The following is a 14,161-nucleotide window of genomic DNA, read 5'->3' as shown; positions in this document are numbered from 1 at the left end:
GCCTGATTACCCGGCGGCCTCCATCGGAAATCACGAATGCCTGCGATCAGTAGGCAAACCCCGATCGAGCTGTTCGAGGACAGTATCAGCGGCTACTTGCTGCGTAAGACGGCAGAACATCGTTTCCGCATATCAAAGCGGCCGGTTTCCGCTAACTTTCCGACGACATTGCCGCCCCCGTTGCCAACCGTGCACATTCCGTGTAGATTTATGCGCACAGACGCCAATCCCGCAATTACAGCAGTGCTCATGCTAATTTAGTCTCTTTTGGTTTGTTTTTTGCTTATACTATTTCGGCGATGGCCGTGCCGCCGTATCCATTAGCAAACGAAAATATCCTAATTTATCTCATGAAATACAAATGACGCCGCCTACATCCAAACAAATCGGATTGGATGGGAACGCCGCGTTGATGCAAACTCGAAAGAAGGTAAAGTTCATTGGCCGAAATTTATAATATTAAGACAGGTTATCCTTATCCCGCTGGTGCAACAGCGAATCAAAACGGGGTGAATTTTTCGATTTTCAGCCGTCATGCGACCGCTGTCGAACTGCTGCTGTTCGAAACCGCCGAGAGCCTGGAACCGTTTCAGTTGATCAAATTGCAATCGCAAGTGAACCGGACCTTTTACGCTTGGCATGTATTTATCGAAAACTTACCGGCCGGAGTCTGGTATACCTGGCGGATGGACGGACCGAACAATACCCGTGAATCCGGACTAATGTTCGACAAAGACAAATATCTGCTCGATCCGTGTGCGCGCGCAGTGAGCCAAAAACTTTGGGATAGAAAAGCCGCCTGTTTACCGGGCGACAATATCCGTACCTCGATGCGCAGCATGGTGGTCGACGACAATTATCACTGGGAAGGCGACGTGCCCCTGGCGATTCGCAGCGAAAATGCGATCATTTATGAATTGAATGTCGGCGGCTTTACGCGCCATCATAGCTCAGGCGTCCGCCATCCGGGCACCTTTGCCGGCCTGATCGAGAAAATCCCTTACCTGCAGGAACTCGGCATCACCCATGTCGAATTGTTGCCGGTGATGGCTTTCGACGAACAGGACGTGCCGCCAGGTACCGCAGAGCTGGGTTTAGCGAATTACTGGGGCTACAGTACGCACAGTTTTTTCAGCCCGCATCCAGGCTATTGCGTGACGCCGGAGCAAGGCACGCATCTTCAGGAATTCCGTGATCTGGTCAAAGCACTGCACAAAGCCGGCATTGGCGTGATCCTCGACGTGGTATTCAATCACACCTCAGAGGGGGGCGCGGGTGGGCCGATTATCAATTTTAAGGGCATCGACAGCGAAATCTTTTATCACATCGACTCGCTGAACAAATCGATTTTCCGCGACTATACCGGGTGCGGCAACACAGTCAACGCCAATCATCCCTTGGTATCCAACTTCATCATCAATTGTCTGGAATACTGGGTCGAAAGTATGCATGTCGACGGCTTCCGCTTCGACCTCGCGAGCGCGATGGCACGCGGCGAAGGCGGCATGCCGCTACGCGACCCGCCTGTATTGTGGGCGATTGAATTATCCGAAAAACTGGCCAGAACGAAACTGATCGCCGAAGCCTGGGACGCGGCCGGCTTGTATCAGGTCGGTTGTTTTCCGGGTTACCGTTGGGCCGAATGGAACGGTATCTACCGCGATGCGGTGCGCCGCTTCCTGCGCGGCGAAAAAGGCCTGATCGGCGATCTGGCAACGCGGCTTTGCGGCAGCAGCGATCTTTACCATCCGGAAGGCAGACTGCCGATCAACAGCATCAATTTCATTACCTGCCATGACGGCTTTACGCTAATCGATCTGTTCAGTTACAACGACAAGCACAACCTCGCAAACGGTGAAAGCAACCGCGACGGTTGCAACCATAATCTGAGCTGGAATTGTGGCGTTGAAGGTCCGACCGACGATCTGGCGGTCAACGCCTTCCGCATCAAACAGGTTAAAAACGCGTTTGCGATTTTGCTGTTGAGTCAGGGTGTACCGATGCTCCTGGCCGGAGACGAACTTTTGAAAACCCAGCATGGCAACAATAACGGCTGGTGCCAAGATAACGAATTGACTTGGTTCGACTGGAATATCAGCGAAGACAAACGCGAGATTTTGCGTTTCGTGAAGTGTATGATCGCCCTGCGCAAGCGCAATCCGTCGCTGATGCGCCGCCGCTTTCTAAGCGGCCAAAAGCACGATGAAAACAACTTGCCCGATATTTCCTGGCACGGTGCGCGGATCGATCAGCCTAACTGGAACGACCCGGAAGCCCGCGTGCTGGCGTTCACACTGGCCGCCGCCAGCGAAGGCGGCACGCATCTGCATGTGATGTTGAACATGTCGGATAACAAGGTCCAAATGGAACTTCCGCCACTTAGAAACATGTGCTGGCATATGGCAATCGACACATCCAACCCATCTCCGCACGACGCGGTCGACCCCGGGAGCCAGGGCCGACATAAGCGCAAATATTACACGGTCGAGCCGAAATCGGTCGTCGTGATGGAAAGTTCGGCGTCTAAGTTGTGGGGATTTTAATCCATCTGCATAATCCCAATCCATAAGAGGGCGTTAAATCGCCCTTTTAATATTCACATTATCCTAAAAACCTATTTTCTCTAAAATTACGCGTTTTGTACGGTTTTGATCTATTTAAAACAAGTACATATTGCTATAATTTAAACGGAATTATCATTTATTCGGGCGGCGGCCATGAGACATTTCGCTATCATATTTTTTTTGCTGGCGTTACAGCTTTTTTCGAGTCACGTCCTGGCGGGACAGGTGAACGTAAATTCATTGCATTTCTGGAGTTCGGCAAAACAGAGCCGGATGATGATCGATGTGTCCGCCATTCCCGCGCACAACATTTCACTGATCAACCAACCTGACCGCTTGGTGATCGATATCGACAACGCTCGTTTAAAGGGCAAACTGGCGCAACCACCCGTTTCGCATCCTTTCTTTTCCGGTATCCGCGCGGATCAGAAACAGAACAGTTTAAGAATCGTGGCCGATCTGAAAAGACAGATCGGTTATGAAAGCTTCACGTTGAATCCGAATAAGATGTACGGCCACCGCCTGGTGGTCGATCTGGTCGATAAAGGCCCGCTCCCCGATGGCGAGACCGTTCTGGACAAGCCGTCGATGCGCATCGCGAAGACCGAGGCCAAAGCACAAGCCCCGCAAAAAGTCATGAAGAAGATCGCTGAAGACAGCGGATCGGCCAAACCGGTTAAAGAAACCACGCCGGCCAGCCGTAACGGCAGAAACATCGTCGTGGCGATTGACGCGGGGCATGGCGGAGAAGATCCCGGCGCGCATGGTCCCGAAGGCACCGAAGAAAAGCGTGTGGTGCTCGCGATCGCACAAAAACTGGCGGCACTGATTAATGGCCAAAAAGGTATGCGCGCGGTGTTGGTGCGGAAAGGCGATTATTATGTCGATCTTAGAAAACGGATGGAAATTGCTCGCGCAGCGAATGCCGATTTGTTTATCTCGGTGCATGCGGATGCGTTCAAGAGATCGGATGTAAAAGGCGCATCGGTGTTTACGTTGTCGAACCGGGGCGCTTCGAGCGAAGCTGCGCGTTGGCTTGCCGACAGCGAAAACACGGCCGATCTGGTCGGCGGCGTAAGGCTTGACGACAAGGAAGAAGTGCTGGCTTCGGTGCTGCTGGACTTATCGCAAACCGCGACGCTGGAAGCCAGCAACAATGTTGCAAGCCATGTACTGAAAAGTTTTCAGAACATCAGCGAACTGCATTTTACGTCCGTACAGAAAGCGGGGTTTCTAGTGCTGAAATCGCCGGACATTCCGTCGATTCTGGTTGAAACGGCCTTTATTTCGAACCCAGGCGAAGAACGTAAACTGAAAAATTCGGATCATCAGGCAAAAATTGCGCTGGCGATTTTCAAAGGCGTGCGTAGTTACTTTAAGCAATACACGCCGACTGATACACGGGTGGCAGGATTGTGATCGTTTGGTAAGGAAGCTGGTAGCGTAGCGGCGCTAAATGGGCAAGGCGCTAAACCCATCAGTCCGCTACGCTTGCGGTTATTGCTTTCTTTTTCTTTTCCCCGACCTGTTCCGTGCTTTAGTCTTAGCGGCGTTACTGCGTTTTTTGATCAGCTCAAAATCGATCTTCTTTTCATCCAGATCAACGCGAACGACCTGAATTTTGACGCTGTCTCCCAAACGGAAAACGGTATTGGTGCGTTCTCCGCGGAGTTGGCGACTGACCGGGTCGAAATGGAAATAGTCCTGGCCCAGATTGCTGATATGCACGAGTCCCTCGACATAAATTTCCTCCAATTCGACGAAAAAGCCAAACGAGGTGACCGCCGAAATCAGGCCGGAAAACTCCTCGCCGATCTTGTCCATCATGTATTCGCATTTGAGCCACATCACCACATCGCGGGTTGCATCATCCGCGCGCCGTTCGTTCGCGGAACAATGCTCGCCGAGCAATACCATATCGGAATGGCTATAGACGAAACTTTCCGGTTTTTTGCCCTGTAACGCGTGACGAATACCGCGGTGTACGAGTAAATCGGGATAACGGCGGATCGGCGAAGTGAAATGTGCGTATTCCTCAAGCGCCAGCCCGAAGTGGCCTTTTATATCCGGGCTGTAAACGGCTTGCGACATCGACCGCAGCAGCACCGTTTGTATCAAGTGCGCATCCGTCCGTTCCGTGATCGACTGAATCAGATGCATGTAATCGAGCGGCGTCGGCGTGAGGCCTCCGCCCAGTTTTAGGCCGAGTTCGCCGAGAAAGGTTCTGAGACTCAATAATTTGTCCGCGCTGGGGCCTTCGTGGATGCGCAGCAATTTGGGAATTTTCTTTTTGTTCAAAAACCGCGCCGCCGCCATGTTCGCCGCGATCATGAATTCTTCGATCAATTTATGCGCATCGTTGCGCACTAGCGGTACAATCTTGTCGATCTTGCGATCCTGGCCGAAAATGATCCGCGTTTCCTGGGTGTCGAAATCCATCGCGCCGCGCTGTTCGCGGCTGAGGCGCATCACCTGGTACAACGCATAAAGCTCCTGCAAATGCGGCAGCAGATCTTTGTGTTTTTTGGCGAGTGTTTTGTCATGTTCGACCAGCATCTTCGCGACTTCGGTATAAGTCAGGCGTGCATGCGAGCGCATTACCCCTTCGAAGAATTTTGACCTCACAACCTCGCCCCGTTCATCGATCTGCAATTCGCAGACCATGCATAAACGATCAACATGCGGATTCAGCGAGCAAAGGCCGTTGGACAGGATTTCCGGTAGCATCGGAATGACCTTTTCGGGGAAATACACCGATGTGCTGCGGTTTTTCGCTTCCTGGTCAAGCGCGGTATTGACTTGGACATAATGTGAAACATCGGCGATCGCGACCAGCAGTTTCCAGCCCTTCGCGGTCTTTTTGCAAAATACCGCATCGTCGAAGTCGCGTGCGTCTTCGCCGTCGATCGTAACAAGCGGCGTGTTTCGTAAATCGACGCGCTTTTCCTTGGCTTGTTCCGGCACTTCCTCGCTGAAGGTTTTAATTTCTTCGTGCAGCGCGTCTGGCCATTGAAAAGGCAATCCATAAGAGCGAATCGCCATCTCGATTTCCATACCGGGCGCCAGATGATCGCCAAGCACTTCAACAACTCGGCCGATCGGTTGCCGGACCTTGGTCGGCTGCTCGACAATTTCGGCAACCACGATCTGGCCTTTTTTCGCCGTACCGACATCGCCTTCCGGAATCAGCACGCTCTGCGCGATGTTTTTATTGTCGGGCACGACATAGAAAAAGCCGTCCTTCACAAAACGACCGACAACCTGATGCGTATTCCGTTCCAATATTTCAACCACCGCACCTTCTCGGCGGCCTTTTTTATCGATGCCGGCAATGCGCAACATCGCCCGATCGTTATGCAAAAGCGCGTTCATTTCACGCGGAGACAAATACAGATCGTCCGAACCATCGTCAGGACGCAGAAAACCGAAACCATCGGGATGGCCTAGAATACGCCCGACGATCAAATCCTTGTTATTGACCAAACAGTATTTTTGTTCGCGGTTAAACAATAACTGCCCGTCTCTTTCCATCGCCCGCAGACGCCGGCGCAAGGCTTCCAGTTGCTCGTCGTCGCTCAGCGCGAAGGCTTCGGCTATTTCCGCGCGCCTAAGTGGCTTACCGGTATGCTCGATGTATTGCAGGATCAGCTCGCGACTCGGAATCGGACGCTGATATTTTTCAGCTTCGCGTTCGGCATAAGGGTCTTGGGTTACAGTGAAGTCGGCGACTTTTTTTGACTTGGGCGGCATTTAGGATAAATGAATAACTTGGATGGGATTAGTGGATCGAATGCTTGCTACCGAAGATTTGGCGGCATCGAAAGAATCCAGGGCACAAAACTTGATTGCTCAACATGTTGATAATATGATACACGCTTCCAGGCCTAGAGATTGAAAAACTGTCTGCTTTGGATAAAAAATCCCCTCGTCGGCTACTGAAGCGATGCATGCTTAAGCGGAAGCTGATAAAAAAATTATTTAATCGTTTGACAGAAGTAAAGTTGATCCGTATAATGTGCGGATCAACTGAGTTACAACATCGCCTGCCGAGGTGGTGAAATTGGTAGACACGCTAGCTTCAGGTGCTAGTGGGCGCAAGCTCGTGAAGGTTCAAGTCCTTTCCTCGGCACCAAATTAAGGTTCAAAGAGAACTAACAAAGCACAAAAACCCGCAAATCTACTAGGTTCGCGGGTTTTTTTATGCCCAAAGAAGACCAAGGAAATACAGTAACATTAGACAAAAACAGCAGTAAGATTTACAGTAGTTTTCAGTAAGTCGAAAATGTTACTGCAATCGAGGTTACTGCAAATGGCAAAAGAATTACTGAAACCCTCAACCGTGAGCACCGCCAAGCCTGGCGACAAGGACAAACGCCTGAATGACGGCGATGGTCTGTATTTGCTCATCAAGCCGAATGGTGCGAAATGGTGGCGCTTTGACTACACCATTGGCGGCAAACGCAAGACCCTATCGGTCGGCACCTTCCCAGAGACAGGTTTGGCCGATGCACGACGCAGGGCCGAAGACGCCCGCGCCAAAGTCGCCAGCGGCATTGATCCGAGCGACACCCGCAAGGAAGCCAAGGCCGCACAAAAGATCGATGCCGAAAACCAAAAGCGTCTCGATGCCGGTCTGCCGATCCTGAACAGCTTCGAACATGTCGCCCGTGATTGGCTGGCGTCCATTGAACACACGGTTATTAACAATACCCACCAAAAGAAAGTCGGCAATTTCGAAAAACATGTGTTTCCGGCAATCGGCCGCATGGGGATCAGTGATATTAAATCGCCTCATATCTTCGAAATCGTCAAACCCTTGATCGAAGCCGGCAAACTGGAAACCGCGCACCGCGTCCGCAGCGAAATCAGCGCGGCCTATGCTTATGCCATTGCTCACGGCTTTACCGATTACGACCCGGCGCAAGCGGTAGCTAAACAGATACCGGCAACGAAGGTAAAGCACCGGGCCGCTCTGACCGATCCGAAGGAAGTCGGGCAATTGATGCGCTGCATAGATGCGTATCAAGGTACGTTTGTTGTTCAGTGCGCCTTGAAAATATCGCCACTGCTGTTTCAGCGTCCCGGCGAAATCCGGCAAATGGAATGGAAAGACGTTGATTTGGCGGCGCGGGAATGGCGGCCATTTGTCACCAAAACCAGCGCTTTGCATCTTGTCCCACTATCAACGCAAGCGGTCGCCTTGCTCGAAACCGTCAAGCCGCTGACCGGATCGGGGCGCTATGTTTTCCCGTCGAGCCGGGGCGACAATCGGCCAATGTCGGAAAACACCATCAGAACGGCGTTGCTGACGATGGGCTTTGACAGCGACACGATGACGGCGCACGGCTTCCGTGGCATGGCGTCAACACTTCTGAATGAACAAGGATGGAGTCCCGACGCGATCGAGCGCCAGCTTTGCCACATGCCCAAGGATCAGGTCAGAGCGGCCTATAACCGGGCGCAATACCTGGATGAGCGGCGGCGCATGATGCAGGCGTGGGCCGATTACCTGGACGGCTTGAAAAGCGGGGCCGATGTCATTCCGTTTCGGAAGACCGGCTAAGCTTGATATACTGATTTTAACCGGATAGGCCGACGGGCCGACAAGCGGGATTCGTTACCCTGTTTCCGGTTAATCCTTTCACGATGCACTTTGACGGAGTGCCATGTATTACGACCTTGAAGCAATTCGGCGTTTTGTCGATGCGATCAGCAAAAACCTAAACGAAGCAAGTTCCGATATTGCCCATAAACGCGCCAGCGGCCAGCAAATCGACACTGCCGACGAGCTGGACAAAATCACCCTTATCGGCGTAGAGCTGGCCGACATTCGAGCGGCGCACAGAGCTTTAGCGGCTTTGTTGTATGGGAATGCAAACCTTAAAAAAGAACTGGGGTTGAAGCGGAAAACAGGGAAGAAAACAAAGCTTAAATTCGATATGACCATCCATAGCCCTGAATTTATGGTGCTTTGCTCACTGGAAGGCGGCGCGCTTACATACGGTGATGCTGTCGGTTTTTTACAGGACGGATGGGGAGCGGGCCAAACAACAGCCGAAGAGTTTATAAGGGATCGGCGCGCCGCTGCAAAACAATTTAATGCCTGTTTCCCAACTGGCCCCGAAAAACGGCAACCGTTTTTAAGCAAGGCTGAAATTGAGGAAATGATTAAGAATAAAAAATCACCCCGTTAATTTGTCGCTAAATTACCGTGTTGTTTGGATAAAAAATATGCATAGAATGCATTGTCATTGTAACAAAGAGGCCAAAGGAGCCCGCTACGATGACAAAAAAAAGCACTCACCCCGCATTAACCGCAAAACCAAACACACCAAAAACCCGCAAGCGCAAAACCTACGTTGCCACCGGATTGCCGTCCGAAGGCTTCGTGAGACTCCCCACATTCGCCCGCTCACTGGGCATCTCTGAAAATTCAGTCTATAACGGCATCAAAGCCGGTAAATATCCCCCCGGCATCCTGTTGACTCCAAGAACAAGGGTTTGGGACGTTGCCGAAATTCGCGCGCTGATCGAAAAAATTAAACGAGGCGAAGTATGACCTGGCAGCATATCGAGGATGCTTGCCGGGCGGCCTGTGAACAGATCGGCGTCATTTATCGATCGGTTCCAGCCGATGGCGAATTTTACACCGCAGACCTGGCCGACGATCCGCGCGGCCGGGGCGATGGCCGCATCAAGCTGTTTCCCGACGGCAAAGGCGGCATCGTTCAGAATTGGAAAACCGGCGAGAAGCAAGCGTTTTTCATCGACCGGCAGGCCGGCGCAGCGCTCAGCCCGGCCGATCGGGAACACATCAAGGCCGAGCAGGAACGGCGGCGACGCGAGCAGCAAGCCAAGCACGACCGCGCCGCGCGGCGCGCGCGGTCGATATGGCAGGTCGCCAAATCCGCGCCGCCGGATCATCCTTATTTGGCGCGTAAGCGCATCAAACCGCATTTGGCGCGCGTGACGACCTGGCGACGCATTCACCAAGACGCCAGCGGCGGCCGGCAAAAGCTGGCGATCGAAAACGCGCTGATCATTCCCCTGATCAACGAAACCGGCGCATATCGCAACCTGCAAGCCATTTTTCCGGCCGCATCCCCGGCACTGGGACGTGACAAGGATTTTTTACCGGGCGGCGCGCTGGCCGGTCTGTTTTGGTGGATCGGGCAAGAAAAAACCGACCCGGTTTTGATTGCCGAAGGCTTTGCGACGGCGGCAACCCTGCACCAAGAAACCGGTTATCGGGTTTATATCGCCTTTTCCGCCGGCAACTTGCTTGCTGTGGGCCGGATCATCCGTAAACACTTGCCCGCCGTAAAGATCATCTTTGCTGCCGACAATGACGCCAAAACCGCCGGTAATCCCGGACTAACCCAAGCTCATGCAGCCGCCGCCGTGGTTGACGGATTCGTGATTGTGCCGCCGATGGCCGGCGATTTTAACGACTTCGCCGCCCATTTACAGGGGGCTGCATGACGAAAAAAACAGGCAAGCCGTTTCTCGAAGTCGTCAACAACCCACACAAACCCGAGCCCAAGAAAACCGGCAACGGCGGCGGATCGGGCAAAAGCGCAACGCAGCGCTTCGGCGATTACGCCATTATCGGCGGCGCGTTTTACCAAATCAAGGCCGTCAGAGCCGGGCCGGACGGTCAAGGCTTTGTCGAGATTCAGCTTTGTGATTTTGTCTGTAAGATTATGGAAGAAGTGACCCATGACGACGGCTTGCAAGATCAGGCATTTGTCAGAATCGAAGGCCGGCGCATGGATGGATTGCCTTTACCGCCGGTCGACGTACCCTCAACAAAGTTTTATTCTACGCAAGGCAACTGGATAAACGAGTATTACGGAACGCTGGCTTTTGTTTATCCGGGGCCGTCCAAGCGGGATAATTTGCGCGCCGCAATTCAACTGTATTCGGCGTTGGCCGGCGATGTGCCGCGCCGCCAAGTCTTTAAGTTTACTGGCTGGAAGCAGATTGGCGGGGGATGGTGTTATCTGACCGGATCGGGCGCGATTAAGGCCGAGGGTTTACGGCAAGACGTGCAGGTTGAATTAGGCCAAGGCCACATCAGCCGCTATACCTTGCCGCCGCCGTTTGCCGCCGATGAGGTCAAAGCGGCGGCCGGGCTGGTATCGGCATTGTTGAACATTTGCCCCGGCAAGCCGCAAGTCGGGGCTGCATTGCTGGCTGCCGTTGCCCGTGCGCCGTTGGGCGAATGTCACCCGATCGATTTTGCCGTGTTTATTCACGGCATCACCGGCGCGGGCAAGTCGGCGATCACCGCTATTCCGCTGGCGTTCTTCGGCGACTTCACCGCGCGCAGTTTCCCGGCGAATTTTTCGGACACTGATACCGACATGGAAATGAAAGCGTTTCAAGTCAAGGATGGTGTTTTTGTGGTTGACGACTTCAAGCCTTCGGTCAGCCAGTCGGAAGCGGCCAAGCTGCACGCGCGCGCCGAGCGCTTTATCAGGAACACCGGCAATCAAGCCGGACGAGGCCGGCGCGGTTCGGAATTGCAGTCCAAAGCCGCGCCGTATAATCGATCAATGACATTCATCACCGGCGAAGATTTGCCCAAAGGTCAAAGCCTGTTGGGAAGGCTGTTGATTCTGGAGCTGACCCGCGCCGACGTGGATTTTAGCGTATTGACCGAGCTACAGCAGGCCGCTAGCTTGGGGAAGCTGGCCGGTTTGATGGCCGCTTATCTGCAATGGCTGGCGGCGCGCATGGATCGGCTCAAGAAAGACTTCCCGGAAAAGGTTATCAGCCTACGCAATCTCACCAAGCAAGGCAATTACGCTTCATCCCATACCCGTGCCCCGGAAATTTTCGCCAATCTGGTAGCAGGGGCGGCGCAGTTTACCGAGTTTCTTGAATCCGGCGCCGCGATCGACCGCGAACAGGCCGCCGTGTTGCTCGATTCGGTCGAATCCGGCTTGATGCAGGCATTCAGCGAGCAGCAAGCCTACCAGACCGAGCAAGACGAAGTCGAGCGGTTTCTTGCCTTGTTGCGGGCCTTGTTCGCCAGCGGCAACGCGCACATTGCTTGCCGGCTGAACCAAGGGCCGCCGCCGGAAGGGAAAAGGCACTTTCTAGGCTGGCGGGAAGCTAATATCGGCATCGGTGAAAAAGACTGGCGGCCAACCGGCGATTGTGTCGGCTGGTATTGCAACGGCGGCGACACCGGGCCGGAAGTCTGGCTAGATCAGAACAACGCCTTTGCCGCCGTGCAGAAAATGGCGCGCGATCAAGGCGAAACCTTTTTGATGTCCGCCCCGACGCTTTGGCGGCGAATGCTGGAAAAGGAGCTGATCATAGCGACCGAGAAGCGCCCCAATGGAACCAAACAAACGACCGTCAAGCGCACGATCAGCAGCACCAAGCGCCGCGTGATGGTCCTGTCAGCTAAGTTAATCGAGTCCGAAAGCTGAAAAAATATAGGGGGGTTATATATATTTTTGAGGGACTTGAGGGACATATAGCTTAAAGCCTTATAAATCAAGGCTTCCACGGTCCCGCAGAGGTAAAAATTTTGAGGGACGGTCCCTCAAAAATGCGGGACTTCTGAAAATCGAATCACGGCGGCAAGTCATGCAAAATTTGCACGAAACTGCAAAAAACATCCGGATTTTGGGCAAGTCCCTCAAAAAATTGAGGGACCGTCCCTTATTTTTAAACCATGTGAGGGACCGCAAAACCCGCGCCGCGTCTGGCTTTGCGGCCTATTTTTTCCCAAGTCCCGCAAGTCCCTCAATTCTACACATAGGGGGGGTAATATTTTTTTATCCATGCCTGAATCGATCCGGCCGCACTCAGGCCGGGAGCGGTCAAAATCTCTGGACTTCATGCCGGTTTCAGCGTGCCCCAGCTAGATTTTTGCGAACCATGAATTGAATTGAAAAAGACCATGACGGAGAAACAGTAATGAATTGCATCAAATGCGGTCGAGACTTTACGACTACGGCAACCACCGGCAGACCGCCAAGTTATTGCTCGACGGCGTGCAGGCGCGCCGCCGAAATGGAAATCACCCGGATCAACCGGCGTTTGGAAGCGCTGGAAGATGAGCTGATAACCTACAAGAAATGGGGCAAAGGCCGCGATTCCGCAGGACGAACCGGGCCGGAATTGCTCGAACTGCAACAAGGCATCATTGCCGAAACCGAAGCAAGACTGAGAGAGCTACTAGACGCCCAACTATAGCTTGAGCCATTCCCGGTTCGTCTGGTCTGATCCTAGGCATGATTTGAAGCCCGGCCGCATGATCGATGTCGGCAGGCGAAAGCGGCCGGAACCGGCTGAAAATATGCCCGCTACCCTCACGGCGGGCCGTTCTTAGGCGCGGGATGTTTGGAGCGTTCTGATAACTTACCTTGACGGTGCGCTGTCAGCCGATCTATGCTTAACCAGTCGCCCACATTGCGGCGCGGGATTGGCGTCCCGTAAACTCACGGCACAAGCCGCATCATGCGGTTTTTTTGTGTGCGCTTCAGTGCGTCTTTATGTCGGGCTGGGCGAAGCAGCCGCAAGGCTGGCCGGTCGTGAGTCCGGTACGCCAACTTCGTTCAGTCCGGCACCCATGATTGGCGTCGTGGTTGTCGGTTAATTCAACTTTACTCACGAGGTATAACCATGAAAAGCGCATTACCCGCCAAAATCCCGAACTTTGTCTGCAACGAAAAGGGCCGCTATTGCGCCAAAAAACCCTTGACTGAAGCGCAAATCATCAAAGCTGCTCAAGCGCTACTCACCAATCAGCACCGCACCGGCCGAGCACTAACAAGCCCGGATGCAACACGCTGTTGGCTTACTCTGAGCTACCGCGACCTGGAACATGAAGTTTTTATCTGTCTGTTCCTGGACAATCAGCACCACGTCATCACCCATGAAGAATTATTCCGTGGAACGATCGACGGCGCGGCCGTGTATCCGCGCGAAGTCGCCAAACGCGCCTTGCAACTCAACGCGGCGGCCGTCATTTTTGCCCACAATCACCCATCCGGTACAACAGAGCCGAGTTCAGCAGATCGAAGCATTACGGAAAAATTGAAAGCGGCGCTTAACTTATTGGATATTCGGACGCTGGATCATTTCATTATTGGCAAGACTGGCGCGTATTCATTCGCTGAACATGGGCTGATATGACCGCAATCAATGCGGACGGAAACGCCCATAGATGGAATTTTTTTGGAATTGATTAAAAAATCGGGAGCGTCGGCGCGAAAGTGCAGTAACTTTTACAGTAACTTTAAAAAACAGCGTCTACAAGTCTTGATTTTACTGGCTATTCGAATACTTTCCTCACCATAAATTTCAACGACTTAAGCAAACTGCTTAATGCTCAACAATGAAGTTTATATTCTATAAATTCTCTGTCACTGTGACAACAGTGTGACACGATCTTTTAGCATTTATTCTGCATTTAGCCTAATCACTTACCGACTCCTGAGGATTTGGGCAGGTTAGTTAGAGCCTGCTCAGAAAGTCTTAATGAACAATAAAATCTATCGGTTTCGGCGTAAGTTATTGATATAAAGTGATTCTGAGGCAAATTTACTACATTGCGGCTCTGGCAAATTCAAATA

General features: G+C 52.7%; 10 protein-coding genes and 1 tRNA gene. 10 read left to right on the top strand and 1 reads right to left on the bottom strand.

Annotated features, from left to right (window positions below; all coding sequences use genetic code 11):
* Positions 1-440 precede the first annotated feature (440 nt).
* Positions 441-2,543 carry a glycogen debranching protein GlgX gene (gene glgX / locus U2W12_RS05835; RefSeq protein ID WP_326499727.1) on the top strand — a complete coding sequence of 701 codons (2,103 nt, stop codon included), beginning with the start codon at positions 441-443 and terminating at the stop codon, positions 2,541-2,543.
* A gap of 246 nt (positions 2,544-2,789) precedes the next feature.
* A complete protein-coding gene (locus U2W12_RS05830; protein ID WP_326499726.1) occupies positions 2,790-3,983 on the top strand; it encodes an N-acetylmuramoyl-L-alanine amidase in 1,194 nt (397 codons plus the stop codon).
* 78 nt (positions 3,984-4,061) lie between these two features.
* Here U2W12_RS05830 and rnr read toward each other — a convergent pair whose 3' ends face one another.
* Positions 4,062-6,314, bottom strand: a complete 2,253-nt coding sequence (gene rnr / locus U2W12_RS05825) for a ribonuclease R (RefSeq protein WP_326499725.1) — start codon at positions 6,312-6,314, stop codon at positions 4,062-4,064.
* Positions 6,315-6,609: 295 nt separating this feature from the next.
* Between rnr and U2W12_RS05820 the strand changes: the two genes are divergently transcribed.
* The 8 genes from U2W12_RS05820 to radC all read left to right on the top strand — a co-directional run bounded on the left by U2W12_RS05820 (position 6,610) and on the right by radC (position 13,721).
* A tRNA-Leu gene (locus U2W12_RS05820) sits at positions 6,610-6,696 on the top strand.
* A gap of 177 nt (positions 6,697-6,873) precedes the next feature.
* Entirely contained in the window at positions 6,874-8,127 is a 1,254-nt protein-coding gene (locus U2W12_RS05815; protein WP_326499724.1) for an integrase arm-type DNA-binding domain-containing protein, read from the top strand.
* Positions 8,128-8,230: 103 nt separating this feature from the next.
* The gene (locus U2W12_RS05810; RefSeq protein ID WP_326499723.1) at positions 8,231-8,758 is read left to right on the top strand and encodes a hypothetical protein; all 528 of its coding nucleotides are present in this window, start codon (positions 8,231-8,233) and stop codon (positions 8,756-8,758) included.
* An 89-nt stretch (positions 8,759-8,847) separates the two neighbouring features.
* Positions 8,848-9,123 (top strand): AlpA family phage regulatory protein, encoded by a 276-nt coding sequence (locus tag U2W12_RS05805; RefSeq protein WP_326499722.1) that lies wholly within the window; start codon positions 8,848-8,850, stop codon positions 9,121-9,123.
* On the top strand, positions 9,120-10,046 hold the full coding sequence (locus tag U2W12_RS05800) for a toprim domain-containing protein (RefSeq protein WP_326499721.1): 927 nt from the start codon (positions 9,120-9,122) through the stop codon (positions 10,044-10,046). The genes U2W12_RS05805 and U2W12_RS05800 overlap by 4 nt, the downstream gene beginning before the upstream one ends.
* Positions 10,043-12,007 carry a cell wall-binding protein gene (locus U2W12_RS05795; protein ID WP_326499720.1) on the top strand — a complete coding sequence of 655 codons (1,965 nt, stop codon included), beginning with the start codon at positions 10,043-10,045 and terminating at the stop codon, positions 12,005-12,007. The genes U2W12_RS05800 and U2W12_RS05795 overlap by 4 nt, the downstream gene beginning before the upstream one ends.
* A 493-nt stretch (positions 12,008-12,500) precedes the next feature.
* On the top strand, positions 12,501-12,779 hold the full coding sequence (locus U2W12_RS05790; protein ID WP_326499719.1) for a hypothetical protein: 279 nt from the start codon (positions 12,501-12,503) through the stop codon (positions 12,777-12,779).
* A gap of 429 nt (positions 12,780-13,208) precedes the next feature.
* Positions 13,209-13,721 carry a DNA repair protein RadC gene (radC, locus tag U2W12_RS05785; RefSeq protein ID WP_326499718.1) on the top strand — a complete coding sequence of 171 codons (513 nt, stop codon included), beginning with the start codon at positions 13,209-13,211 and terminating at the stop codon, positions 13,719-13,721.
* The last annotated feature ends 440 nt before the right edge of the window (positions 13,722-14,161 follow it).

It is taken from the genome of Methylomicrobium sp. Wu6, assembly GCF_035916875.1.
In the GTDB taxonomy this organism is placed as follows: domain Bacteria; phylum Pseudomonadota; class Gammaproteobacteria; order Methylococcales; family Methylomonadaceae; genus Methylomicrobium.
This window is presented reverse-complemented; position numbering and strand designations above follow the sequence as displayed.

Coding starts and splice junctions, on each gene's coding strand:
- U2W12_RS05790 (WP_326499719.1), top strand. CDS start 12,501: ATGAATTGCATCAAATGCGGTCGAGACTTTACGACTACGGCAACCACC.
- U2W12_RS05805 (WP_326499722.1), top strand. CDS start 8,848: ATGACAAAAAAAAGCACTCACCCCGCATTAACCGCAAAACCAAACACA.
- U2W12_RS05815 (WP_326499724.1), top strand. CDS start 6,874: ATGGCAAAAGAATTACTGAAACCCTCAACCGTGAGCACCGCCAAGCCT.
- U2W12_RS05800 (WP_326499721.1), top strand. CDS start 9,120: ATGACCTGGCAGCATATCGAGGATGCTTGCCGGGCGGCCTGTGAACAG.
- rnr (WP_326499725.1), bottom strand. CDS start 6,314: ATGCCGCCCAAGTCAAAAAAAGTCGCCGACTTCACTGTAACCCAAGAC.
- radC (WP_326499718.1), top strand. CDS start 13,209: ATGAAAAGCGCATTACCCGCCAAAATCCCGAACTTTGTCTGCAACGAA.
- U2W12_RS05810 (WP_326499723.1), top strand. CDS start 8,231: ATGTATTACGACCTTGAAGCAATTCGGCGTTTTGTCGATGCGATCAGC.
- U2W12_RS05795 (WP_326499720.1), top strand. CDS start 10,043: ATGACGAAAAAAACAGGCAAGCCGTTTCTCGAAGTCGTCAACAACCCA.